Annotated in this window: 21 protein-coding genes; 12 read left to right on the top strand and 9 right to left on the bottom strand. The window is 58.9% G+C overall.

The annotated features are described in order from the left end of the window. Nucleotides 1-2 precede the first annotated feature (2 nt). The 4 genes from gatB to IB252_RS21105 all read left to right on the top strand — a co-directional run bounded on the left by gatB (nucleotide 3) and on the right by IB252_RS21105 (nucleotide 3,536). A complete protein-coding gene (gatB, locus tag IB252_RS21120) occupies nucleotides 3-1,448 on the top strand; it encodes an Asp-tRNA(Asn)/Glu-tRNA(Gln) amidotransferase subunit GatB (protein WP_111450415.1) in 1,446 nt (481 codons plus the stop codon). Nucleotides 1,449-1,672: 224 nt separating this feature from the next. Next, nucleotides 1,673-2,047 (top strand): septal ring lytic transglycosylase RlpA family protein, encoded by a 375-nt coding sequence (locus IB252_RS21115; RefSeq protein WP_192410150.1) that lies wholly within the window; start codon nucleotides 1,673-1,675, stop codon nucleotides 2,045-2,047. Between the two features lie 50 nt (nucleotides 2,048-2,097). Next, a complete protein-coding gene (locus tag IB252_RS21110; protein ID WP_192410149.1) occupies nucleotides 2,098-3,159 on the top strand; it encodes a calcium/sodium antiporter in 1,062 nt (353 codons plus the stop codon). Further along, entirely contained in the window at nucleotides 3,156-3,536 is a 381-nt protein-coding gene (locus tag IB252_RS21105; RefSeq protein WP_008148900.1) for a carboxymuconolactone decarboxylase family protein, read from the top strand. The genes IB252_RS21110 and IB252_RS21105 overlap by 4 nt, the downstream gene beginning before the upstream one ends. Before the next feature lie 130 nt (nucleotides 3,537-3,666). On the opposite strand, the gene IB252_RS21100 is transcribed toward IB252_RS21105, so the two are convergent. The 5 genes from IB252_RS21100 to kdgD form a co-directional block, all read right to left on the bottom strand. Further along, a complete protein-coding gene (locus IB252_RS21100) occupies nucleotides 3,667-4,608 on the bottom strand; it encodes an AEC family transporter (protein ID WP_111450419.1) in 942 nt (313 codons plus the stop codon). 187 nt (nucleotides 4,609-4,795) lie between these two features. Next, entirely contained in the window at nucleotides 4,796-6,349 is a 1,554-nt protein-coding gene (gene garD / locus IB252_RS21095) for a galactarate dehydratase (RefSeq protein ID WP_192410148.1), read from the bottom strand. An 11-nt stretch (nucleotides 6,350-6,360) separates the two neighbouring features. Next, complete coding sequence (locus tag IB252_RS21090; protein ID WP_111450421.1) at nucleotides 6,361-7,728, bottom strand: MFS transporter; 1,368 nt, start codon at nucleotides 7,726-7,728, stop codon at nucleotides 6,361-6,363. Nucleotides 7,729-7,896: 168 nt separating this feature from the next. Then, nucleotides 7,897-9,342: an aldehyde dehydrogenase family protein gene (locus IB252_RS21085; RefSeq protein ID WP_192410147.1), complete on the bottom strand. Its 1,446-nt coding sequence runs from the start codon at nucleotides 9,340-9,342 to the stop codon at nucleotides 7,897-7,899. A gap of 61 nt (nucleotides 9,343-9,403) precedes the next feature. Beyond that, nucleotides 9,404-10,315, bottom strand: coding sequence for a 5-dehydro-4-deoxyglucarate dehydratase (gene kdgD / locus IB252_RS21080; protein WP_046045831.1), 912 nt, complete (start codon nucleotides 10,313-10,315; stop codon nucleotides 9,404-9,406). 238 nt (nucleotides 10,316-10,553) lie between these two features. Here kdgD and IB252_RS21075 point away from each other — a divergent pair, with 238 nt between their 5' ends. From IB252_RS21075 to IB252_RS21065, 3 genes are all read left to right on the top strand, one after another. Continuing rightward, a complete protein-coding gene (locus IB252_RS21075; RefSeq protein WP_192410146.1) occupies nucleotides 10,554-11,870 on the top strand; it encodes a phospholipase in 1,317 nt (438 codons plus the stop codon). Nucleotides 11,871-11,884: 14 nt separating this feature from the next. Then, complete coding sequence (locus tag IB252_RS21070) at nucleotides 11,885-12,079, top strand: hypothetical protein (RefSeq protein ID WP_192410145.1); 195 nt, start codon at nucleotides 11,885-11,887, stop codon at nucleotides 12,077-12,079. Nucleotides 12,080-12,218: 139 nt separating this feature from the next. Then, nucleotides 12,219-12,539 carry a hypothetical protein gene (locus IB252_RS21065; protein ID WP_225607534.1) on the top strand — a complete coding sequence of 107 codons (321 nt, stop codon included), beginning with the start codon at nucleotides 12,219-12,221 and terminating at the stop codon, nucleotides 12,537-12,539. Here IB252_RS21065 and IB252_RS21060 read toward each other — a convergent pair. From IB252_RS21060 to IB252_RS21045, 4 genes are all read right to left on the bottom strand, one after another. Beyond that, nucleotides 12,536-13,285 carry a FadR/GntR family transcriptional regulator gene (locus IB252_RS21060; protein WP_192410144.1) on the bottom strand — a complete coding sequence of 250 codons (750 nt, stop codon included), beginning with the start codon at nucleotides 13,283-13,285 and terminating at the stop codon, nucleotides 12,536-12,538. The two genes, IB252_RS21065 and IB252_RS21060, sit on opposite strands and share 4 nt — an antisense overlap. A gap of 187 nt (nucleotides 13,286-13,472) precedes the next feature. Further along, complete coding sequence (locus IB252_RS21055) at nucleotides 13,473-15,200, bottom strand: ABC transporter ATP-binding protein/permease (protein WP_192410143.1); 1,728 nt, start codon at nucleotides 15,198-15,200, stop codon at nucleotides 13,473-13,475. Between the two features lie 97 nt (nucleotides 15,201-15,297). Further along, entirely contained in the window at nucleotides 15,298-15,858 is a 561-nt protein-coding gene (locus IB252_RS21050) for a response regulator transcription factor (RefSeq protein ID WP_007942792.1), read from the bottom strand. Further along, complete coding sequence (locus tag IB252_RS21045) at nucleotides 15,851-17,113, bottom strand: ATP-binding protein (protein ID WP_111450428.1); 1,263 nt, start codon at nucleotides 17,111-17,113, stop codon at nucleotides 15,851-15,853. Before IB252_RS21045 ends, IB252_RS21050 begins: the two co-directional genes overlap by 8 nt. 377 nt (nucleotides 17,114-17,490) lie before the next feature. Here IB252_RS21045 and IB252_RS21040 point away from each other — a divergent pair, with 377 nt between their 5' ends. The 5 genes from IB252_RS21040 (at nucleotide 17,491) to IB252_RS21020 (ending at nucleotide 25,650) form a co-directional block, all read left to right on the top strand. Then, a complete protein-coding gene (locus IB252_RS21040) occupies nucleotides 17,491-18,207 on the top strand; it encodes an SIMPL domain-containing protein (RefSeq protein ID WP_192410142.1) in 717 nt (238 codons plus the stop codon). A 647-nt stretch (nucleotides 18,208-18,854) separates the two neighbouring features. Beyond that, the gene (locus IB252_RS21035) at nucleotides 18,855-20,480 is read left to right on the top strand and encodes an ABC transporter substrate-binding protein (RefSeq protein ID WP_192410141.1); all 1,626 of its coding nucleotides are present in this window, start codon (nucleotides 18,855-18,857) and stop codon (nucleotides 20,478-20,480) included. Between the two features lie 307 nt (nucleotides 20,481-20,787). Further along, nucleotides 20,788-22,389: an ABC transporter substrate-binding protein gene (locus IB252_RS21030; protein WP_192410140.1), complete on the top strand. Its 1,602-nt coding sequence runs from the start codon at nucleotides 20,788-20,790 to the stop codon at nucleotides 22,387-22,389. Nucleotides 22,390-22,562: 173 nt separating this feature from the next. Further along, nucleotides 22,563-23,975 carry an OprD family porin gene (locus IB252_RS21025; RefSeq protein ID WP_111450432.1) on the top strand — a complete coding sequence of 471 codons (1,413 nt, stop codon included), beginning with the start codon at nucleotides 22,563-22,565 and terminating at the stop codon, nucleotides 23,973-23,975. A gap of 79 nt (nucleotides 23,976-24,054) precedes the next feature. Beyond that, nucleotides 24,055-25,650 (top strand): ABC transporter substrate-binding protein, encoded by a 1,596-nt coding sequence (locus IB252_RS21020; protein WP_192410139.1) that lies wholly within the window; start codon nucleotides 24,055-24,057, stop codon nucleotides 25,648-25,650. Nucleotides 25,651-25,699 lie beyond the last annotated feature (49 nt).

Genomic DNA, 25,699 nt, shown 5'->3' with positions numbered 1-25,699 from the left:
ACATGCAATGGGAAGTCGTGATCGGGCTGGAGATTCACACCCAGCTCACCACCCGGTCGAAAATCTTTTCCGGTAGCTCCACCACATTCGGTTCCGAGCCGAACACCCAGGCCAGCCTGGTTGACCTCGGTATGCCTGGCGTATTGCCGGTGCTGAACCAGGAAGCGGTGCGCATGGCGGTAATGTTCGGTCTGGCGATTGATGCCGAGATCGGCCAGCACAACGTGTTCGCCCGTAAAAACTATTTCTACCCGGACCTGCCCAAGGGCTACCAGATCAGCCAGATGGAATTGCCGATCGTTGGCAAAGGCCACCTGGACATCGCGCTGGAAGACGGCACGGTCAAGCGCGTCGGCATCACCCGCGCGCACCTGGAAGAAGACGCCGGTAAAAGCCTGCACGAAGAATTCAGCGGCGCCACCGGCATCGACCTGAACCGTGCCGGCACGCCGCTGCTGGAAATCGTGTCCGAGCCGGACATGCGCAGCGCCAAGGAAGCCGTGGCTTACGTCAAGGCTGTCCACGCGCTGGTTCGTTACCTCGGCATCTGCGACGGCAACATGGCCGAGGGCTCGCTGCGTTGCGACTGCAACGTGTCGATCCGTCCGAAAGGCCAGGTTGAATTCGGTACGCGCTGCGAGATCAAGAACGTCAACTCGTTCCGTTTCATCGAGAAGGCGATCAACACCGAAGTGCAACGTCAGATCGAGCTGATCGAAGACGGCGGCCGGGTGATCCAGCAGACCCGTCTGTACGATCCGAACAAGGACGAAACCCGTCCGATGCGCAGCAAAGAGGAAGCCAACGACTACCGTTACTTCCCCGATCCGGACCTGCTGCCGGTGGTCATCGAAGACTCGTTCCTCGACGACGTGCGCGCCACCCTGCCGGAATTGCCACCGCAGAAACGCGAGCGCTTCCAGGCGCAGTTCGGTCTGTCGGTCTACGACGCCAGCGTCCTGGCCACCAGCCGCGAGCAAGCCGATTACTTCGAGAAAGTCGTGAGCATTGGCGGCGACGCCAAGCTGGCGGCCAACTGGGTGATGGTTGAATTGGGCAGCCTGTTGAACAAACAGGGCCTGGACATCGATCAGTCACCGGTCTCGGCCGAACAACTGGGCGGCATGCTGCTGCGCATCACCGACAACACCATCTCCGGCAAAATCGCCAAAGTGGTGTTTGAAGCCATGGCCAACGGCGAAGGCAGCGCGGACGAGATCATCGACAAGCGCGGCCTGAAGCAAGTGACCGACACCGGTGCGATTTCGGCAGTGTTGGACGAAATGCTCGCGGCCAACGCCGAACAGGTTGAACAATACCGCGCGGCAGACGAAGCCAAACGCGGCAAGATGTTCGGCTTCTTCGTCGGCCAGGCCATGAAAGCCTCCAAAGGCAAGGCCAACCCGCAACAGGTTAACGAACTGCTGAAAAGCAAGCTCGAAGGCTGATGAGCATGGAGCCAGCACTGAAAACTGGCTCTACCCCCTGTGGGAGCGGGCTTTTGTGGCGAGGGGACTTGTCCCCGTTGGGTCGCGAAGCGGCCCCAATTTCTGAATTCGGGTTATATCTGACACAACGAGTTTTCAGGTTTTGGGACTGCTGCGCAGTCCAACGGGGACAAGTCCCCTCGCCACAAAAGCCCGCTCCCACATTTGTATGTGGAAACCTTCGAATGAAACGCTTCCTCAGTGCCTGCGCCCTGCTCTCCCTGCTGGCCGGTTGCGCCAGCAACGATGTCATCGATCCGCACGGCTATGACAAAACCGGCGTTGCCTCGTATTACGGCGCCAAACACCAAGGTAAACGCACCGCCAGTGGCGAGCGTTTCAACAAGAATTCCCTGACCGCCGCCCATCGCCAGTTGCCCTTTGGCACGCGGGTGAAGGTCACCAATCTGAACAACGACAAGTCCTGTGTGGTTCGCATCAACGATCGCGGGCCACATACCCGTGGGCGCCTGATCGATGTTTCACATGAGGCCGCCGAACAACTGGGTATGCTCAGAAGCGGCACTGCACGGGTTCGCGTGCAAGCCCTCGACGACTGACCGATGGAGCGCCGACCATTTTCGGACTTGCCGATTTACCCCTGATCAGCGTGATTGAATTGCTCAGCGGCTTGCTGTTGCTGATCGCCGGCGCCGAGCTGATGGTGCGCGCCGCCGTGCGCCTCGCCGCACGCTTGCATGTACGACCGCTGATTATCGGCTTGACCATCGTAGCCCTCGGCAGCAGCGCACCGCAGATGGCGGTCAGCCTGCAAGCCACCCTGACGCAGAACGCCGACATCGCCGTCGGAAGCGTGATCGGCAGTGGCATCTTCAACATCCTCGTCACCCTCGGGCTTTCGGCGCTGATCATCCCGCTGCGGGTTTCACGGCAACTGGTGCGCCTGGATATCCCGCTGATGATCGGCGCCAGCCTGTTGGTGTTCGTATTGGCGTGGAACGAAGAACTGACCCGCACCGATGGCGTGATGCTGCTGGCGGCGCTGGCGCTGTATCTGGGCCTGCTGCTGCGCCAGTCGCGGCACTCGACCCGCCCGCAATCGACGACCCACGAAGTCCCGCAAGCGCCATGGATCAGCAGCCTGCTGATGATCGTCACGGGATTGGCGATGCTGGTCTATGCCGGGCACTTGCTGTTGGGCGCGGCGGTTTCGGTCGCAACCGATCTGGGTTTGTCGGAACGGATCATCGGCTTGACCATCGTCGCTGTCGGCACGTCCCTGCCGGAACTGGCCACCTCGTTGATCGCCGCGTTGCGCGGTCAGCGCGACATCGCCGTGGGCAACGTGATCGGCAGCAACCTGTTCAACCTCTTGGGCGTGCTGGGCCTCACCGCGTTGGTCGCGCCATCGCCGCTGTCGGTGTCGCCCAACGCCCTGGATTTCGACTTGCCGGTGATGCTCGGCGTCGCGGTGCTGTGCCTGCCGGTGTTCTATTCCGGTTACCGGGTGACCCGCGCCGAAGGTCTGCTGTTTTTGGGTTTGTATCTGGCTTACGGTCTGCACGTGGTGTCATTCACCACCGGCATGCCGCTGGCCGACAAGCTTGAACACCTGATGCTGTTTTTTGTCCTGCCGGCGCTGATGGCGTTTTTGCTGCTCACGTCGCTGCGCGCCTGGCGTCGCCAACACCACAATAAGGAATTGCCATGACCGATGATAAAAAGCCTGGGGTTGAAGTCCGCCGCCAAGTAATGGGCGACGCCTTCGTCGACCGCGCGCTGGGCAATGCCACCGAGTTCACTCAACCGCTGCAGGATTTCGTCAACGAGCACGCCTGGGGCGGCGTCTGGAACCGCGAAGGTTTGCCGTTGAAAACCCGCAGCCTGATCACCCTCGCCGCGCTGACCGCGTTGAAGTGCCCGCAGGAATTGAAAGGCCACGTACGTGGTGCGCTGAACAATGGCTGCACCGTGGAAGAGATTCGTGAAGCGCTGCTGCATTGCGCGGTGTATGCCGGTGTGCCGGCGGCAATCGATGCGTTTCGGGCGGCACAGGAAGTGATTGATACCTACCAGAAGCCGGAGTAACCGGCTGGCGTTTGTGGTGTTAGAAATATTGCTATCGCGAGCAGGCTCACTCCCACATTGGGAATACATTCCCCCTGTGGGAGCGAGCCTGCTCGCGATGAGGCCCTGAAGAACACCGCAAAACCCGAGGCTAAATCCACCCGCCCCACTGCAACAGGAAGATCCCGATGTTGGTGGTGACCGCCGCCATCAGCGTGGTGATCACGATGATCGCCGCCGCCAGTTCATGATTGCCATTGGCCTGACGGGCCATGACAAAACTGGCCGCGGCGGTCGGGCTGCCGAAGTACAGAAACAAAATCCCCAACTCCGGACCACGAAAGCCCCAGAGCCACGCACCCAGCGTCGCCAGAACCGGCAGGCCGATCATCTTCACCAGACTTGAGCTCAGCGCCATGTTGCCGCTTTTACGCAGTGCCGCCAGCGACAGCGTGCCGCCGATGCAGATCAACGCCAACGGCAAGGTGGTTTGCGCCAGGTATTGGCCGGACGTCTCCAGCCATCCCGGCAAGCTGATCTTGAAGTAGGCAAACGGCGCCGCGGCAAACACGCTAATGATCAGCGGATTGGCCATCACGCTTTTGCAGATGCTCCAGGGGTCGGACTTGATTACCGGGCTGTACACCGCCAGCACAATGGTCGAGAGCGTGTTGTAAAACAGGATCACCAACGCCGCGAGAATCGCTCCGAGGGAAATCCCGTAGTCGCCGTACATGCTCGCCGCCAGTGCGAGGCCAATCACCCCGTTATTGCCGCGAAAGGCGCCCTGGGTGTAAATCCCCCGGTCCTCCCGCGGACACTTCCAGATCGCCCAGCCCCAGGCGATGGCGAAACACACCAGAGTGGCGAGCGAGAAATAGATCAGCAGCGCCGGTTGCAACGCGGCGTGCAGGTCGGCATGCAGGATGCCCAGAAACAGCAACGCCGGCATGGTGACGTTAAACACCAGGGCCGACGCAGTGTGGATGAAGTTGTCGTTGATCCAGTCGATGCGCTTGAGCAGCACCCCCAGAAACAGCATGGCAAACACCGGCGCGGTGATGTTCAGGGTTTCGAGGAAGATAGCCAGCATGCCGGGGATAACCTTGGGTGAGCGTCGTTAGGGGGCTAATGATAAGCCACCAAGTCCCCCGGCGTCTGTTAGACCGCTATCGCGAGCAGGCTCGCTCCCACATTTGTCCAGTGTCGAACACAAAATCTGTGTAAGAAGAAGATCCATTGTGGGAGCGAGCCTGCTCGCGATGAACGATAACGCGGTCTCAGGTGATGGGTGCAGGGTTGAACAAGGTGATGTCGTTATGCAGCTTGTGCTTCTCGGCCCAGGTTTGCTTCTTGCCGCTGGCCACATCCAGGTAGTAATGGAACAACTCCCAGCCAAGGTCCTCAATCGAGGCCCGCCCGGTCGCGATCCGCCCGGCATCGATGTCGATCAGGTCCGGCCAACGCTGCGCCAGCTCGGTCCGGGTCGACACCTTCACCACCGGCGCCATCGCCAAACCATATGGCGTACCACGCCCGGTAGTGAACACATGCAGGTTCATCCCCGCCGCCAATTGCAACGTCCCGCAGACAAAGTCACTGGCCGGGGTCGCACAGAAGATCAGCCCTTTGCGCTTGAACCGCTCACCAGGACCCAGCACCCCGTTGATCGCGCTGCTGCCGGATTTGACGATCGACCCAAGCGACTTCTCGACAATGTTCGACAACCCGCCCTTCTTGTTGCCCGGCGTGGTGTTGGCGCTGCGATCCGCTTCGCCCTTGGCCAGGTAACGGTCGTACCAGTCCATCTCGCGCACCAGTTCCTGAGCGACTTCCTCGGTTTCCGCACGGGAAGTCAGCAGGTAAATCGCATCGCGCACTTCGGTGACTTCGGAAAACATCACCGTCGCACCGGCCCGCAATAACAGGTCCGAGGCATAACCCAGCGCCGGGTTGGCGGTGATCCCGGAAAACGCATCGCTGCCGCCGCACTGCATGCCCAGAATCAGCTCGGACGCCGGCACGGTTTCCCGGCGACGTTGATCGAGCTTCTTCAAACGGGTCTCGGCCAACGCCATGATCTGCTCGATCATCTCGGTGAAACCGTGACTGGAATCCTGCAAGCGGTACAACCACGGATCGCTCAAATCCACCGAGCTGTCGTTCTCGTGCATCACCTGCCCGGCCTGCAGTTTCTCGCAGCCCAGACTGACCACCAACGCTTCGCCACCCAGGTTCGGGTTACGCGCCAGGTTGCGCACGGTACGAATCGGGATGTACGCGTCAGTCGCGGTAATCGCTACACCACAGCCGTAGCTGTGAGTCAGCGCGACCACGTCATCAACGTGAGGATACTTGGGCAGCAACTCGTCCTTGATGCGTTTGACCGCATGGTCCAGCACGCCAGTGACGCACTGAACCGTCGTGGTGATCCCGAGAATGTTGCGCGTGCCGACGGTGCCATCGGCGTTGCGATAACCCTCGAACGTGAAGCCTTCCAGCGGTGCCTGCGCCGCCGGCACTTCGGTGGACAGCGGCAAGCTGTCCAGCGGTGGCGCGGTGGGCATGCGCAGTTGATCTTCCTTGACCCAACTGCCGCGCGGAATCGGCTGCAACGCATAGCCGATGGTCTGCCCGTAACGAATCACCTGGCCACCCACGGGAATGTCTTCCAGGGTGACCTTGTGGCTCTGTGGCACGAAATCCACGGTGACCAGGCCGTCCGGAAACTCGGTACCGGCCGGCACGCCTTGATCATTGACCACGATCACTACGTTGTCCCGCTCGTGCAGGCGGATGTAGCGCGGCGAGTCGGAATGTTCAATCAACTGCATGACGCCGCTCCTCAGGAATGCGCTTGAGACAATTTGTTATTGGCTTCAGGACCGCTGACGGGCGGTTCCTTGAGTACCACACGTTTGATCGGACCGACGATCACCAGATAGCTGAACACCGCGACCAGGGCGTTGCAACCGACAAACACCAGCGCCCATTTGAACGAACCGGTGGAGCTGATGATGTAGCCGATGACAATCGGGGTGGTGATCGAGGCGATGTTGCCGAACATGTTGAACAGGCCGCCACTCAAACCGGCGATCTGTTTTGGCGAGGTGTCGGACACCACTGCCCAACCCAATGCGCCGACGCCTTTGCCAAAGAACGCCAAGGCCATGAAACCAACCACCATCCATTCGATGTCCACGTAGTTACACGCGACGATGCTGCTGGAGACCAGCAAGCCAGCAATGATCGGTGCCTTGCGGGCGAAGGTCAGCGAGTGGCCTTTGCGCAGCAGGTAGTCGGAAATCACCCCGCCGAGCACACCACCGATGAAGCCGCAGATCGCCGGCAACGAGGCGATGAAACCGGCTTTGAGGATGGTCATGCCGCGTTCTTGCACCAGGTACACCGGGAACCAGGTCAGGAAGAAGTAGGTGATGCCGTTGATGCAGTATTGGCCCAGGTACACGCCGAGCATCATGCGGTTGGTCAGCAACTGGCGGATGTAGTCCCACTTTGGACCGTCGACTTTTTTGCCTTTGCCCTTGTCCTGGTCCATGTCGACCATGCCGCCGTTGTCGGCGATGTGCTTGAACTCGGCGTCGTTGATCATCGGATGCTGACGCGGGCTGTGGATAACCTTCAGCCAGATCCCCGAGAAGATGATGCCGATCACGCCCATGACGATAAACACGTGCTGCCAGCCGAAGCTGTAGACGATCCAACCCATCAGCGGCGCAAACAGTACCGTGGCGAAGTATTGCGCCGAGTTGAAGATCGCCGAGGCGGTGCCGCGTTCAGCCGTCGGGAACCAGGCGGCTACGATGCGCGCGTTACCGGGGAAGGATGGCGCTTCGGCCAGGCCCACCAGGAAGCGCAGCATGAACAGCGCAACCACCGCCGTGGACATGCCGAACTCACCGACATAGCCCTGCAGCACGGTGAACAGCGACCAGGTGAAGATGCTGAGCGCATACACTTTTTTCGAGCCGAAACGGTCCAGCAGCCAGCCGCCGGGAATTTGCCCGGCCACGTAGGCCCAACCGAATGCGGAGAAGATATAACCGAGAGTGACCGCGTCGATGCCGAGGTCTTTTTGCAGGCTGGAGCCCGCGATGGCGATGGTAGCCCGGTCGGCGTAGTTGATCGTGGTCACCAGAAAAAGCATGAGCAAAATCAAATAGCGGACGTGGGTCGGCTTGGTCGCTTGCATGTAGATGTACTCCCACTGATTATTTTTATGCGGGTAATAACGGTGTTGTTTTTGTGGGAGCTGGCCTGCCGGCGATGCGGGCACCTCGGTATGTCAGTCATACCGCGGTGATGCCATCGCTGCGATGCGGCGACCCGACAGGCCAGCTCCCACAGGTATTGCGGTGTATCAGGAACCGATGTAAGAGGTCTTCACCACGGTGTAGAACTCTTGCGCGTAGCGACCTTGCTCGCGGGAGCCATAGGATGAACCTTTCCGCCCACCGAATGGAACGTGGTAATCCACGCCCGCCGTCGGCAGGTTGACCATCACCATCCCGGCCTGCGAGTGGCGCTTGAAGTGGTTGGCGTACTTCAGCGACGTGGTGGCGATGCCCGCCGACAGACCGAATTCGGTGTCGTTGGCCATGGCCAGCGCAGCCTCGTAATCCGCTACGCGAACCACGTTGGCCACCGGGCCGAAGATCTCTTCACGGCTGATGCGCATCGCGGCTTCGCTGTCGGCAAACAGGGTTGGCGCGAGGTAGTAGCCTTCGGTGTCGCAAGTCACCAGACCACCGCCGCTGACCAGTCGTGCACCTTCGGACTGGCCGATGTCGATGTACTTCATGTCCTGTTCAAGCTGCGCTTGCGAGACCACGGGACCAATGTCGGTGCCGGCTTTCAACGCGTGACCGACCTTGATCGACTTCATGCGCTCAGCCACGGCGTCAACGAACTTGTCGTGAATCCCGGCGGTGACGATGAAGCGGCTCGAGGCGGTGCAACGCTGGCCGGTGGAGTAGAACGCGCTCTGTACCGACAGCTCGACCGCTTGCTTGAGGTCGGCGTCGTCGAGAATGATCTGCGGGTTCTTGCCGCCCATTTCCAGCTGAACCTTGGCCTGGCGCGACACGCAGTTGACCGCGATCTGACGACCGACGCCCACGGAACCGGTGAAGCTGATGCCGTCGACTTTCGGGCTCTGCACCAGCGCATCGCCAACCACTCGACCGCTGCCCATCACCAGGTTGAACACACCGGCCGGGAAGCCTGCGCGGGAGATGATTTCGGCCAGCGCCCAAGCGCAACCCGGCACCAGATCCGCCGGTTTCAGCACGACGCAGTTACCGTAGGCCAACGCCGGGGCGATTTTCCACGCAGGAATTGCGATCGGGAAGTTCCATGGCGTGATCAGACCGACCACGCCCAGCGCTTCACGAGTCACTTCGACGTTCACACCCGGACGTACCGACGGCAGATAGTCGCCGGACAGACGCAGGCATTCACCGGCGAAGAACTTGAAGATGTTGCCGGCGCGGGTCACTTCGCCGATAGCTTCAGGCAGGGTCTTGCCCTCTTCCCGGGCCAGCAAGGTGCCGAGCTCTTCGCGACGGGCGAGTATTTCGCTGCCGACTTTATCCAGCGAATCGTGACGTGCCTGAATGCCCGACGTGGACCAGGCCGGGAACGCGGCGCGAGCGGCGTCGATGGCGGCGTGAACCTGAGCCAGATCAGCCTTGGCGTACTCGCCGATGGTATCGGTCAGTTCGGACGGGTTGATGTTGTTGGAGTATTCGCTACCCGCAACCCATTCACCGTTGATGTAGTTATCAAAACGCTTTGCATTTGCCACGGAATGTTCTCCTCACGCAAAAGGCCGCTGAATACTCAGCGGCCTTGTTTAATCGGATGTGTTACTGCGCACCTTGCTTGTCGATCAGCGCGGCGAGCATTTCGTACTCTTCGCCCGTCAGATCGGTCAGCGGCGCACGCACAGGACCTGCGTCATAGCCGACAATTTTTGCCCCGGCCTTGACGATGCTCACCGCGTAACCGGCTTTGCGGTTACGGATGTCCAGGTACGGCAGGAAGAAGTCGTCGATGATCTTGCCGACGGTGGCGTGATCTTCGCGGGCAATGGCGTGGTAGAAATCCATCGCGGTTTTCGGGATGAAGTTGAACACCGCCGAGGAGTAAACCGGTACGCCCAGTGCCTTGTAGGCTGCGGCGTAGACTTCGGCGGTCGGCAAACCGCCCAGGTAGCTGAAGCGATCACCGAGGCGGCGACGGATCGACACCATCAACTCGATATCGCCCAGGCCATCCTTGTAGCCGATCAGGTTCGGGCAGCGCTCGGCCAGACGTTCCAGCAACGGCGCGGTCAGGCGGCAGACGTTGCGGTTGTAAACCACCACGCCGATTTTCACCGATTTGCACACGGCTTCAACGTGGGCGGCAACGCCGTCCTGGCTGGCTTCGGTCAGGTAGTGCGGCAACAGCAACAGGCCTTTGGCGCCCAGACGCTCGGCTTCCTGTGCGTATTCGATGGCTTGACGAGTCGAACCGCCAACGCCGGCCAGAATCGGCACGCTGGTTTCGCAGGTGTCGACGGCAGTCTTGATGATTTCCGAATATTCGCTGGCCGCCAGAGAGAAGAACTCACCGGTGCCGCCCGCGGCGAACAATGCCGAGGCGCCGTATGGGGCCAGCCATTCGAGACGTTTGATGTAGCCCGCGCGATGGAAATCGCCCTGAGCATTGAAATCGGTAACCGGGAAAGACAGCAGACCGGAAGAGAGGATGGACTTCAGTTCTTGTGGATTCATTATTCGAACACCCTGGATAGCGACGTATGTGTGTGAGAAAACCGTTCAGCCTTCGCCGAAGTTGTAGGTCATCGTACAACTTAAATAATAACCGTCAACTGCATTTCATCGCCAACCGCAGATTTTGAGTCGGAAAGGTATTTTCTTGACGTAGGAAAATTCTCACCTATGATCCAGATGACTGTATATGCATACAGTTATTTTTTGATCGTACCGACGACATATCAAGGAGATAGAAATGTCAGGTCTACACGCACAACCGAAGGAAAAACCGAAACAGGTCATCGCCGAACTGGATGATCTTTTTACCGAGCATGGCATCCCTATCATCGGGGATAACCCACATGTGATCTTGCAGATTGCTGATCATCACAGCTCTACGACTCCTCTTCCCGCGCCTCTGCCCACAGCCTCCGGCAATGCCCTGAAAGGCAAGCCACAGCTGAGGTTCGAGGGTGGCGAACACACCGCCATCGGCGACAGCACGCTGCTGCGCTTCATCAAGGACGCACCGGCTATTCCCGCTTCGCAGGTGGAACTGCATCTGCCCAATGGGCTGGCGCTGACCTATGGCCAGGTCATCGCGCTGGGGGGTGATTTCTATGGAATTCCCGATCAACCGATCAGCGAAGGCGCAACAGCCGCCGACCGAATCCAGCGTTTTACCAATGCCTTCAACTCGCTGGCCGTGCTGCCTGCTGCTAACGCTGAAGCCAAGCTGATCCTCGGTGTGATGCAAAAGGAAATCGCCGCGATCAAGCAGGCGATCAAGGACGGTAAACAACCTCACGAGGCTTATGACGCCCTCAGTGATACGTTGTCGGAAGAGTGGAACAAGATCACCGGCGGCGGCAGTTTCGTCTCGGCGCTGCTCCCGTTGGGGCGATACCTGAAACTGGCCGCCAACAATGCCGATCACTTCGCCGAATGGGCGCTGCTGGCCTATATCGCCGGGCACACCGCGGCGGTGCAACAAGCGGTGCGGGCCCACGCCAGCGGCGATGAAAAGCAGTTGGAGTTGGCCTATGCGATGAACGCTTTTGCCGATCACTACCTGACCGACCTGTTTTCCACCGGCCACCTGCGAGTGCCGCGCAAACAATTGGCAGCGGTGGTCACGCCGAGCGATCTGGGTTCGTTGATCACGCGGTTCATGCACGACGAAGACAGCAAATTCGGCCTCAACGTGCGCAATGGCAACGGCGATCAATGGCGCGCGTATGGGGACAAACGCTACTTCGACGACCTTTCCAGCGCCAATCGCACCCAGGTGAATCAGGCGGTTCAGGTGTCTGCGGATGAAGTGTTCGCTGCTTATCTCAGCGGAATCGCCCCGTCGGCCGCCAATTTCGCCGCCTTGAAAAAGCTGCCTGATCTGCAAGCCGTACTGAACCTGGCGACCAACTTCTCGCCGCTGTTCAGGGTCGAGGGCAACAAGGTGCTGCGGCGCAAGGACGTCAACAACCTGAACGACACCGCCACCGTGGATGACTGGTGGGGCTGGAGCACTTATTTGCTGCTCAAGGATTACAAACCCACTGGCAACGTTGCCTGATAAGGAGATCAATGATGACTATCAAATTGAAACTGGAACTGGCCTCGGGCCAATCGCTGAAGGGTGCGCCGTTGGAGTTGTTGGCCAAGGGAGTGCCGATTGCTCGGGCGGTGGTGGATGAGCATGGGTATGTGGCATTCGATGCCAAGGCTGGGGTAGCTGGATTGACGGTGAGGGTGGATCGTTCGATCCTGCGTTCCGCCTGTTAATTCAGCATCAAGGCTGACGGCCCTATCGCTAGCAGGCTAGCTCCCACATTTGATCGTGTGCTCACTGTAGATTCCCTGTGGGAGCGAGCCTGCTCGCGATGGCATTCGGCGAGACACCGCAATTGCTAAAGATTGGAGAATGGCCGTTCATCGAAACTGGTATTTCTCACAGTTTCGCCCCACCAAACCACAGGCGCTTAATCGAACGATCAGTCACTGCACAGGCCAGGCGCTCATGCCCACAATCCATCGCTTTAACTTTCCTGCCAAAACCAGACACGCAACTTTAGAGATTCCAACTGACTTTGACCTCAATGTCAGCGTCGACGACATCGTCGAGTTTGAAACACTGCCCGGTCAGTACTGGAAAATCACCCTGAAGATATTCAAGGTTCTGCTGAACAACACGATTGAGCGCGTGGATTACAAAGCCGTCGAGGTGGAAGACCCTTACCCCTAACTGCGCTGAGCTTCAGCCTCTTCATGAGCATGGCGCAGCCGCTCGCGACTGTTCGTCAGATGCAACCGCATCGCCGCCCGCGCCGCATCCGAATCCTGACGCGCAATCGCGTCGTAAATCTCTTCGTGCTCACGACTCAGGCGATTCATGTAGTGCTGTTGGTCGTCATGGGCCAGGCGCGCGGAGTTGAGGCGCGTGCGCGGAATGATGCTGGTGCCCAGGTGGGTCATGATATCGGTGAAATAGCGGTTGCCCGTCGCCAGGGCGATTTGCAGGTGGAACTGGAAGTCGGACGCCACCGCATCGCTGGCATGGGAAACACTTTCATTCAATGCATCCAGCGCCGCTCGCATCAATGCCAGTTGCTCGGGGCTGCGGCGTTGCGCGGCGAGGCCGGCGGATTCCACTTCAAGGCTGATGCGCAGTTCCAGAATCGCCAGTACATCCCGCAGCGTGACCACGGTCGCCGGGTCGATACGGAAACCGCTCGGGCTTGGGGTGTCGAGCACGAAGGTACCGATGCCGTGGCGGGTTTCAACCTGGCCGGCCGCCTGCAAACGGGAAATCGCTTCACGCACCACGGTGCGGCTGACGCCATGGGCATCCATGATCGCCGACTCGGTGGGCAACTTGTCGCCACGCTTGAGGTGACCGTCGCGGATCTGCTCGGACAGCACCGTCACCAGTTCCTGAGCGAGGCTGCGGCGCTTGCGAGGGAGGCGTGGTGCGTCGATCGGGTTTTCCATGGTGAACATCTTTCTCGAAAGTTGCGGCTGAAACCGCATCATAGCTCAACGCGGTTGTACGATCACCGTCGGCGAACATCACCCCTGTGGGAGCGGGCTTGCTCGCGAAAGCAGTCTGACATCCAGAATGAGGATGTCTGACACCCCGCCTTCGCGAGCAAGCCCGCTCCCACAGGGGTTGTGGTGTTCAGGCGGTCACTGTTTGATCCACCAGATGGCCATTCTCGATACGAACATGCCGTGGATGGAAGCGCTTCAGGCTGCTGCGATGCCCGACGCTGACGATGCTCAATCCCGGAATCTCATCGATCAAGCTCTGATACAGCGACGCTTCGTCCTCCTCGTCCATCGCCGAGGTCGCTTCGTCCATGTACAGCCATTGCGGTGTGTAAAGCAGCGCACGAGCGAAGGCCAGACGTTGCTGCTCACCCGGCGACAACATGCGCTGCCAATGATTGGCTTCGTCCAGACGAGCAACGAGGTGCGGCAAACGGCACGCCTCCAGCACGTGAACGTAGCGCTCGTGCAAATACGTATCGCCCGGCTGTGGATAACTCAGCGCTTCACGCAACGTGCCAATCGGCAGATAGGGTTTTTGCGGCAGGAACAAATAACGCGCCGCGGGCAGACGAATACTGCCGTGGCCAGCCGGCCACAAATGCCCCATCGCCCGCAACAAGGTCGACTTGCCGCTGCCGGAACGACCGCTGAGCATGACGCGCTCGCCCTCCTCCACGGTCATCTCGGCGTTGGTCAGCAGGTGACGACCGTCAGCGAGGTCAAGGCCAAGGTTATGCACCTTCAACGCCGAGCCCTGGTTCTGCACATCGATGGCCGGTGCCCGCTCTTCGTTGTCGGTCATGGCCTGGCGGAAACTCAGCAGACGATCACACGTGGCACGCCACTCGGCGAGATCCTGGTACGCGCTGATGAACCAGCTGAAGTTCTCCTGGACGTTGCCGAACGCGGAGTTGATTTGCATCAGCTCACCGAGCTCGATCTTGCCGACGAAGTAACGCGGCGCGGCGACCATGAACGGGAAGATGATCGCGATCTGGCCGTAACCGGAGGTGAAGAAGGTCAGGCGCTTGGACACTTTCATGATGTCCCAGAAGTTGTGCCAGACCAGCCCGAAACGGCTGCTCAAGCGACGATTCTCGTTGGGCTCGCCGTTGTACAGCGCAATGCTTTCGGCATTTTCGCGGACCCGCACCATGGAGAAACGCAAGTCGGCTTCGAAACGTTGCTGGTTATTGTTGAGGCCGATCAAGCGACGACCGATCACATGCGTCAGCCAACTGCCGACGGCGGCGTAAACCAGTGCACACCAGAACATGTAGCCGGGAATCGTATAGCCAAACACTTCAATGCTGCCTGAGACGCCCCACAGAATAATCGAGAACGACACCAGGCTGACGATGTTGCGGATCAAACCAAGGCCCAGGAGCAAGGTGTTGGTGGTGAATTTATTGAGGTCTTCGGAAATGCGCTGGTCCGGGTTATCGGTGTAACCGCCCTGCTCCAGCTGGTAGTAATTCTTGTTGTCGAGCCAGCGGGTGAAGTGCTTCTCGGTGAGCCAGGCCCGCCAGCGGATGGTCAGCATCTGGGTCAGGTAGAGCCGATACACCGCGCCGAGAATCGCCACCGCCGCAATGCCGCAGAAATACAGGATCAACTGCCAGAAGGCCGCTTCGTCCTTCTTTTGCAGGGCGTTGTAAAAATCCTTGTACCAACTGTTGACCCACACCGAAATCGCCACGCTGAACAACGACAGTGCGATCACGGCAATGAGCAACGTCCAGGCCTTGCCCTTCTCTTCGCTGCGCCAATAAGGCGTGGTCATCGCCCAGACTTTGCGAAAAAACTGCCCGCGCACAGCATCGTTGACCGCGGAATATTCAGCGTTCTGATTCATGGATAAGGCTCGATAAAGAAAAGAACACACACGAACCGATCATAGATGATCGGTTCGGTTCCCCGCGAGGAGCGGCCTGCATTCATTCAGCGCAGGTTCAGCGACGAACGGGACGCTTCTGCAGTTTGCGCTGCAGCGTGCGGCGGTGCATGCCCAGGGCCCGGGCAGTGGCGGAAATGTTGCCTTCGTGCTCGGTCAGCACGCGCTGGATGTGTTCCCACTGCAGGCGATCGACCGACATCGGGTTTTCCGGCACCAGCGTGTCAAGGTCGGCATGCTCGGAGAGCAACGCGGCCAGCACGTCATCGGCGTCCGCCGGTTTGCACAGGTAATTGCAGGCGCCGCGTTTGATCGCTTCGACGGCGGTGGCGATGCTCGAGTAACCGGTGAGGATCACCACGCGCATTTCCGGGTCCAGCTCAAGGAGCTTGGGCAACAGCACCAGGCCGGAATCGCCGTCCATTTTCAGGTCCAGCGCGGCGTAGTCTGGCAGGTCCGCCTGAGCGATGGTCAGGCCTTCTTCGGCGGAACCGGCGGTGCTGACGCGAAAGCCGCGGCGGGCCATGGCACGGGCCATCACCCGGGTAAACGTTGCGTCGTCGTCTACCAGCAGCAAATGCGGCAGTTCTTCGCCTTCGACTTGGATCTCGTCACTCATGTTCGTCTCCTCGGGCGACACGGGGCAGGCGCAGCTCGGTGAGCGTGCCGCCTTCCTCATGACTGTAGAGTTTCACTGAGCCGCCGGCGCGTGTCACGCTGGCCTTGCTCAAAAACAGGCCCAGGCCGAAACCTTTGCCCTTGGTGGTAAAAAATGGCTTGCCGATCTGCTCGGCGATGGCCAGCGGTACACCGGCACCGTGGTCGCGGATGCTGATGGTCAAGTCCTCGGCATTCCAGTCCAGCGTCACTTGCAGCCCTTCGGGACAAGCGTCGGCGGCGTTGTTGAGCAAATTCAGCAGCGCCTGGGTCAGGTCCGGCGGCGGCGCCATGCGCGGCACGGCGCCTTGGCCCAAGCGCTGGAAGCGGTAACTGGCTTCCGGGCGCATCAGGTGCCAGCGGTTCAGGGCTTCGTCGAGCCAATCGGTGACGTCCTGCATCTCCACGGCCAATCGGCGATTGGCCTCGGCGGCGCGCACCAGTTGCTGCAAGGTTTCTTTGCAAAGTTTGACCTGATCCTGCAGCACGCTCAGGTCGTCCTGCAACATCGGGTCATGGTGGTCCTGACGCATTTCCTTGAGCAACACGCTCATGGTCGCCAACGGCGTGCCCAGCTCATGGGCAGCACCGGCGGCCTGGGTGGCGACGGCCAGCAGTTGCTGATCGCGCAGGCCCTCTTCGCGACGGATGGCACGCAGTTCTTCCTGACGACGCAGCTCTTCGGCCATGCGTGCAGCGAAGAAAGTGATGACCGCCGCGGCCAGGGCGAAACTCAGCCACATCCCGTATACCTGCAGGTTTTCCCGAGCGATCGGGAAGGTTTGCAGCGGATAGAAGCGGGCCAGCAGCAGGGTGTACATCGTCAACGCGATACCGGACAGAATCACTGAATAACGCCACGGCAACGTCACGGCGGCGATGGTCAGCGGTACCAGGTAATAAGAGACGAAGGGGTTGGTCGAGCCGCCGGAGAAGTACAGCAAGGCACTGTGGATAAACAGGTCGCAGGCCAGTTGCACGGCGTATTCGAGTTCGGTAACCGGCCATGTGGTGCGCAAGCGAATGGCCGTGAACGCGCACAGCAACATCGAGCAACCGAGGGTCGCGGCCAGTTGAAACCAGGGCAGCGGCAGCAAGTCGAGCCAGTAGGCCAGGCCCACGGAACCGGCCTGAGCGGCCAACACCAATGTGCGGATGAACGTCAGCCGCCAGAGATTCTGGCGAGTTGCGGAAGTGATTTGAACGGGGGCGAGCATGAGCTCTCCTGATGAGCGCTCCAGGCGGATCGCACGGAGTATAACCAAGCACGGGGGCTGACAGGCAAAAGTGCGGCAAACCGCCACACTTGTGAATGGCTGAAGGTCTTTGTGGCGAGGGGATTTATCCCCGTTGGGTGGCGAAGCCGCCCCAAAATTCACAACCGAATCCTGCCTGCCTACTTCATGGCGATATTTACGACTGCTTCGCAGCCGAACGGGGCGGTGCGGCGTTCCGATAAATCCCCTCACCACAGGGTCACCTGTGATCGATCTGTATAGAAGTTGTAACTGTGCGAACCGGATCATTAAAGCTAGAGTCTGATGGTTTCACGCAGGCCCGGACATTACCCCTGCGCATTGCCCAAGGAGCTTTCATGCACACATTCCGCCGCAGCGCCGCCCTCCTCGCCCTTAGCGCTGGCACTATCGCCAGCCTCCCGGCCCTGGCCGCCGACGAGCTGCACTACAACCAGATCGCCCTGCGCGCCGAAGTCAGTCAGGAAGTGGCCCGCGACTTGATGATCGTGACCCTCTATACAGAAGAGCAAAACACCGATCCGGCCAAACTCGCCGCCGACGTCAGCACCACCATGAACAAAGCGCTGGGCCAGGCCAAACAGGTCAAGGAAGTCACCCTGCGCCAAGGCAGCCGCAACAGTTACCCGATCTACGATACCAAGGGCCAGAAAATCACCGGCTGGCGCGAACGCGCCGAACTGCGCCTGGAAAGCTCCGACTTTGCGGCGCTGTCGAAACTGACCGGCGAACTGCTCACCGACCTGAAAATGGGCGGCATGGACTTCGCCATCGCCACACCAACCCGCAAGGCCAGCGAAGATGCGCTGCTCAAAGACGCCGTGACTGCCTTCAAGGCCCGTGCGCAACTGGCCACCGACGCGCTGGGCGGCAAGGGTTACAAAATCGTCAACCTGAACCTGAACAGCAACGGTTATCCACAACCGTACATGCGCGCGCCAATGATGATGAAAGCGGCGAGCATGGACAGTGCGCCGGTTACGCCGGAAGTCGAAGCTGGTACAAGTCAGGTCAGCATGACGGCGGATGGTTCGATTGAAGTGTTGATGCCTTGATTCGATAACCCATACACAAAAACGGCGATCACCGAAGTGATCGCCGTTTTTTTATGCCCGACCAAAACCAAAAACCGGAACGCGGGAACGATCAATCGGGTCAGAAAATGCTCGTTACGGGCTCAACATTTGGAAAAAACCAAAAGCGCTACCGCAAGCAGCAAAGGTTGCACCCCCCGGTACTACCAACACCCCCCAAGCCCCCCCACCAAATCCCGAAGCCAGGCATCCCCCACAGATGTCCACTGACAAACAGTAACGAAACAATCTGCCCCCACAGACACAACAACCCTTTAAACAACAACCACCTGGCCACCAAACCAGAACTCAATCTCATTCACGCCCGCACTCCCCGTTCACACCCCTCAATGATGGGTATAAATAAGTAACACCGCGCTCCAATCGAGTGCGCAAAACGTCCAGATCGCACCGCACAGGTGCGCGATTTGCACTGAAAAAAACCTGCGCAAACGGTCAAATGCGCGCGAATTTATACAAATGCGACATTAAGGTACGTTCGTGCCACTGTTTAACGCCTGTGGTCGCTCCGGATCTTGCATTGGGTATGGCCCCTGCATAAGTATCCGCAGGTCGACTCACGAGGTCGTCCTCTAATTCCAAAAATGACAACAAATCATGAGGCCACCATGCTTAAACACGCGGTCATTCCGTTTTTAGTCGGCGCAAGCTTGTTAGCCAGCGCACCTTTCGCCCAAGCGGCGACTAACCTGGTGTTTTGCTCCGAAGGGAGCCCGGCCGGTTTTGATCCTGGTCAGTACACCACCGGAACCGACTTCGACGCCTCTGCAGAAACCATGTTCAACCGCCTGACTCAGTTCGAGCGCGGCGGCACCGCCGTTATTCCTGGTTTGGCGACCAAATGGGACATCTCCGATGATGGCCTGACTTACACCTTCCACCTGCGCGACGGCGTGAAGTTCCACACCACCCCGTACTTCAAGCCGACTCGTGAGTTCAACGCCGACGACGTGCTGTTCACCTTTAATCGCATGATTAACAAGGATGATCCGTTCCGTAAGGCGTACCCGACTGAATTCCCGTACTTCACCGACATGGGGATGGACACCAACATCACCAAGATCGATAAAGTCGACGACAAAACTGTCAAGTTCACCCTGAAAGAAGTCGACGCCGCGTTCATCCAGAACATGGCCATGAGCTTCGCGTCCGTCCAGTCCGCCGAGTACGCCGCGCAGCTGCTGAAAGAAGGCAAAGCCGCCGACATCAACCAGAAGCCGGTCGGCACGGGTCCGTTCGTGTTCAAGAGCTACCAGAAAGACTCCAACATCCGCTACACCGGGAACAAGGACTACTGGAAGCCTGACGACGTCAAGATCGACAACCTGATCTTCGCCATCACCACCGACCCGTCGGTGCGTATCCAGAAGCTGAAGAAGAACGAGTGCCAGATCACTCTGTTCCCACGTCCGGCCGACCTGAAGGCGCTGCAAGAAGACAAGACTCTGAAAGTGCCTAACCAGGCTGGTTTCAACCTGGGTTACATCGCCTACAACGTGATGGACAAGATCAAGGGCAGCGACCAGCCGAACCCGATGGCCCAACTGAAAGTGCGTCAAGCGCTGGACATGGCCGTCAACAAGCAGCAGATCATCGACTCGGTTTACCAGGGTGCAGGTCAACTGGCCGTCAACGCCATGCCGCCGACCCAGTGGTCTTACGACACCACCATCAAGGATGCGCCGTACAACCCTGAGAAAGCCAAAGAGCTGCTCAAGGAAGCCGGCATCAAGGAAGGCACCGAGATCAACCTGTGGGCGATGCCGGTACAACGTCCGTACAACCCGAACGCCAAACTGATGGCTGAAATGCTGCAGTCCGACTGGGCCAAGATCGGTATCAAAGCCAAGATCGTGACCTACGAGTGGGGCGAGTACATCAAGCGCTCCAAAGGCGGCGAAAACGGCGCGATGCTGATTGGCTGGAGCGGCGACAACGGTGACCCGGACAACTGGCTGAACGTGCTGTTCGGCTGCGATTCGCTGCAAGGCAACAACTTCTCCAAGTGGTGCGACAAGAAGTTTGACGGCATCGTGAAAGAAGCCAAGCGCACGACCGACCAGTCCAAGCGCACCGAACTGTACAAACAGGCGCAACACGTCCTCAAAGACGCCGTTCCAATGACACCTATCGCTCACTCGACGGTGTTCCAACCCATGCGCGACAACGTGCAGGACTTCAAGATCAGCCCGTTTGGCTTGAACTCCTTCTACGGCGTCAGCGTCAGCAAATAAGGTTTTGCAACGGCGACGTTTTGACGTCGCCGTTGCTTTATCTGCCGAGAAAGTAGGAAACCACCTACATCCAATTCTGCTGAGTATTACAACAGCGGCGTCGGACGCGTTGCCATTTCCTACGAGTCTTTAGGACTCTACGTATTTACTGCCAGACCCACGGCTCCTACCGTCGGGATCTGACCAGTTCGTGCGTGGGCTTTCGGTTATTGCTGCCTGTCATGGCTTGAGATCAGTGATGCCTCCACGTCCCCGGACGAGGCGGCGGGTCATTGAAAACACTTAGAGAACGAGAAAAGGGAGCGTCATGCGCCATACCTTGGTTTTATCCGCATTGCTGGGCACCGGCCTGTTGGCCGCCACTTCCATCAGCCAGGCCTCCAATAACAGCCTGGTGTTCTGCTCCGAAGGCAGCCCGGCTGGCTTCGACACCGCGCAGTACACGACCGCGACCGATAACGACGCCGCCGAGCCGTTGTACAACCGACTGGCAGAGTTCGAAAAAGGCGCCACCAACGTCGTACCAGGCCTGGCCACTCGCTGGGATATTTCCGAGGACGGTCTCAAGTACACTTTTCACCTGCGCGAAGGGGTGAAATTTCACACAACCAAATACTTCACGCCGACCCGTGATTTCAACGCCGATGACGTGCTGTTCACGTTCAATCGCATGCTCGATCCACAGCAACCTTTCCGTAAGGCTTATCCGACCGAATTCCCGTATTTCAACGGAATGAGCCTGAACAAGAACATCGCCAAGGTCGAGAAGACCGGGCCGCTGACCGTGGTCATGACGCTCAACAGCGTGGACGCCGCGTTCATCCAGAACATCGCCATGAGCTTCGCCGCCATCCTGTCCGCCGAGTACGCCGACAAACTGCTGGCCGAAGGCAAGCCAAGCGACATTAATCAGAAGCCGATCGGCACCGGGCCGTTCGTATTCAAGAGTTACCAGAAAGATTCCAACATCCGTTACACCGGCAACAAGCAGTACTGGGACCCGAGTCGGGTCAAGCTCGAGAACCTGATTTTCGCCATCAACACCGACGCCTCGGTGCGGGTGCAGAAGCTCAAGGCCAACGAGTGCCAGATCACCCTGCACCCGCGCCCTGCCGACGTGACTGCGCTGAAAAACGACCCGACACTCAAGCTCATCGAGAAGCCCGGTTTCAACCTGGGTTACATCGCCTACAACGTACGCCACAAGCCTTTCGACCAGCTCGAAGTGCGCCAGGCGCTGGACATGGCGGTGAACAAGCAAGGGATTCTCAACGCCGTCTATCAAGGTGCCGGTCAACTGGCGGTCAACGCCATGCCACCGACCCAATGGTCCTACGACGAGACCATTAAAGATGCCGCCTACAACCCGGAAAAAGCCAAGGAACTGCTCAAGGCCGCCGGCGTGAAGGAAGGCACGGAAATTACTTTGTGGGCGATGCCCGTTCAGCGCCCTTACAACCCCAATGCCAAATTGATGGCCGAAATGCTCCAGGCTGATTGGGCGAAGATCGGGCTCAAAGTGAAGATCGTCAGCTACGAATGGGGCGAGTACATCAAGCGCACCAAGAATGGCGAGCACGACGTCAGCCTGATCGGCTGGACCGGTGACAACGGGGACCCGGACAACTGGCTCGGCACGCTTTACAGCTGCGATGCTATTGGCGGCAACAACTACTCCATGTGGTGTGATCCGGCGTACGACAAGCTGATCAAACAGGCCAAGGTCGTCACCGACCGCGACCAGCGCACCGTGCTTTACAAACAGGCGCAGCAGTACCTCAAGCAGCAGGTGCCGATTACGCCAGTCGCCCACTCGACGGTTAACCAGCCGTTGAGCGCCAAAATCGAAGGATTCAAGGTCAGTCCTTTCGGTCGTAACGTGTTCTCGGGCGTCAGCATAGAAAAATAACCGATTAGCCAGAAACGCTGGGGGCGGATTCCGCCCTCACGCAAGCGTATTGCCGTAATTCGTCAATCCGGCCTACAGCAAACGTTTGCGATGCCTTGTATGAGTTCCAAACCAAATAGCCGGATCACCAAAAAAGACCGGCATTAAAAAAAGAAAGAAAGGAGCGTCACCCCATGAAACTGAGCAGCACCGCGTTACTGGCCTTGGCCATCAGCAGCGTAACCGCCTCGGCGTACGCAGAAACCCAGAGCCAGGAATTCACCCCGGTTACGGTCAACACCAAAAGCGCTCAAGCCGATGCAACCGGCTTTATCGAAGGCAGTACGGTCACCGGCAGCACGCGTAACTGGTACGCCAACGAACAACTGAAACGTGGTGGCAAGTTCACTTACCGTAAAGACGGTGTAGCGACCCCGACTGATCGTCGTATCAACTGGCTCCAGGGCACCATCGTCAAGTACAACTCGGGCTTCACCGAAGGCACCGTGGGTTTCAGCACAGAAGTAGCGGCCTACAACGCCATTGCTCTGGAACGTGACCGCGAGAACCTGGCGTCCAACAACGGCGGCGCACCGGGCACACGCCCAGGCGCGGGCAACAACCGTACCCTGACCAAAGAAGGCGGCGACGCTCAAGGTCAGTGGAGCAAAATCGGCCTGGCCAACATCAAGGCCCGTGTCTCCAACACCACCCTGACCGCCGGCCGCATGAACTTCAGCAGCCCGCAAGTCGATGTGATCGGCAACCGCCCACTGCCTTCGAGCTTCGAAGGTGTCGCGATCCACAGCGAAGAACTGAATAACCTGGCTTTCGATCTGGGGACCTTTGACCGCGTTTCGCCGCGTACCGAAGAAAGCCTGAGCAAATTCCGCTCCGAATACGGCGACTCCAACGCTGAAACCGATCACGTCAACACCGGCGGCATCACCTACCAGCCGTTCGCCAGCCTGACCACCAGCCTCTGGGGCACCCAGGCTGAAGATCTGTGGAACCAGTACTACTTCGGCGCCAGCCACGTGTTGGGTGACAGCTCGGTTCTGAGCCTGACCACTGGCCTGAACTACTACAAAACCGTCGACGAAGGCAAAAAACTGCTGGGCGAAATCGACAACCAAGCTGGCTCCCTGTCGTTCGGCCTGACTCACCAGGCTCACACCCTGAGCTTCTCGTACCAGGAAATTAACGGTAACGAGTACTTCGACTACCTGCACGAAACCAACGGCATTTACCTGGCCAACTCCCTGCTGTCGGACTTCAACGGCCCGAACGAGAAATCATTCCAGATCGCCTACGGCCTCAACATGGCTGAATACGGCGTGCCAGGCCTGAAGTTCAACATCTACCAGGCGCGTGGCTGGGGCATCGACGGTACTCACTACACCGGTACCGCCTATGACGTGAAAAACATGGACGGCGAGACCCACTACGAATACGGCATCGGTTCTACGTACGCCATTCAGAGCGGCCCACTCAAGGCCACCACTGTGCGCGCGACCTACACCGCTCACCGTGCCAGCGAAAACCAGGGTGATGGCAGCATCAACGAGTTCCGTCTCGTGACCACGATTCCATTCAACATCCTGTAATGCACTTGCCCCACGGCTGATTCAGTGACGAATCAGCCGTGGGGCATTAATCCTTAAACTGATTGCAGAGGGTTCTTTGATGAAAATGCTTCCCCTACGTGCGGCCATTGCAGCCGCGTTGCTGAGTGTCGCTGTTGGCGTCTCGGCCAAACCCCTGGTGGTCTGCACCGAAGCCAGTCCGGAAGGCTTCGACATGGTCCAGTACACGACTGCAGTCACCGCCGATGCGGTGGCCGAAACCATCTTCAATCGTCTGGCGGACTTCAAGCCCGGCACCACTGAAGTGATTCCGGCACTGGCCGATTCCTGGGACATCAGTGAGGACGGCCTGACCTACACGTTCCACCTGCGCAAAGGCGTCAAGTTCCACACCACCGACTACTTCAAGCCGACCCGCGACATGAACGCCGACGACGTGGTCTGGAGCTTCCAGCGTCAGCTGGACCCGAATCACCCATGGCACAAACTGTCGAGCGTGGGCTTCCCGTACTTTGAAAGCATGGGCTTCAAGGAACTGCTCAAAAGTGTCGAGAAGATCGATGACAACACGGTCACCTTCACCCTGACCCGCCGCGAAGCGCCGTTCCTGGCCGACATCGCCATGGCCTTCTCCTCGATCTACTCCGCCGAATATGCGGACCAGTTGCTCAAGGCCAACAAGACTGGCGACCTGAACAACAAGCCTGTCGGCACCGGCCCGTTCGTTTTCCAGCGTTACAACAAGGACGCTCAAGTCCGCTTCAAGGCCAACCCGGATTACTTCCGTGGCAAGCCACCGGCTGATTCGCTGATCCTGGCCATCGCCACCGACAACAACGTGCGCCTGCAAAAACTGAAAGCCAACGAATGCCAGATTGCGCTGTATCCCAAGCCAGATGACATTCCGAGCATCAAGAAAGACGCCAAACTGAGTGTCGATGAACTGAACGCGATGACCGTCTCGTACATCGCCATGAACACCTCGCACAAGTACATGAGCGATGTGCGCGTACGTAAAGCCATCGATATCGCCTTCGACAAAGCCGCCTACGTCAACGCGCTGTTCGGCAAAGGCAATGCGACCGTGGCGGTCAACCCGTACCCGGACACCCTGCTGGGCTACAACCATGCCCTGAAGAATCCGCCGCGTGATCTGGACAAGGCTCGTGCCTTGCTCAAGGAAGCCGGCGTACCGGATGGCACTACGTTTACCCTGTTCACCCGTAACGGCGGCGGTCCAACCAACCCGAACCCGATGCTCGGCGCGCAGATGATGCAGGCCGATCTGGCCCAGGTCGGGATCAAGGTCGATATTCGCGTCATGGAGTGGGGCGAAATGCTCAAGCGCGCGAAAAACGGCGAGCACGACATGGTTTCTGCCGGATGGGCGGGCGATAACGGCGACCCGGATAACTTCCTGACGCCTATGCTCAGTTGCGAGGCCGCCAAAAACGGCGAAAACTACGCACGCTGGTGCAATGAGAAGTTCCAGACGCTGATCGATGAAGCCAGGGCTAAAGTGAACCCGGCGGAACGTGCAGCGCTCTATGAGCAAGCCCAAGAGGTTTTCAATCAGGACCAGCCATGGATCAGCATGGCGCACACCCGTATGTTCACCGCAATGCGCAACAACGTAGAGGGCTATCACATTAGCCCGCTCACCACTAATAACTTCGCCACCACCCAGGTGAAGTAGATAAGAAAACTCCCGGCGTCCCTGACCCCAGGGACGCCAGGCACGCCTA

The organism is Pseudomonas sp. PDM10 (genome assembly GCF_014852295.1).
Taxonomy (GTDB): domain Bacteria; phylum Pseudomonadota; class Gammaproteobacteria; order Pseudomonadales; family Pseudomonadaceae; genus Aquipseudomonas.
Note: the sequence above shows the minus strand (reverse complement) of the source record. Positions and strands in the feature narration are given on the sequence as shown.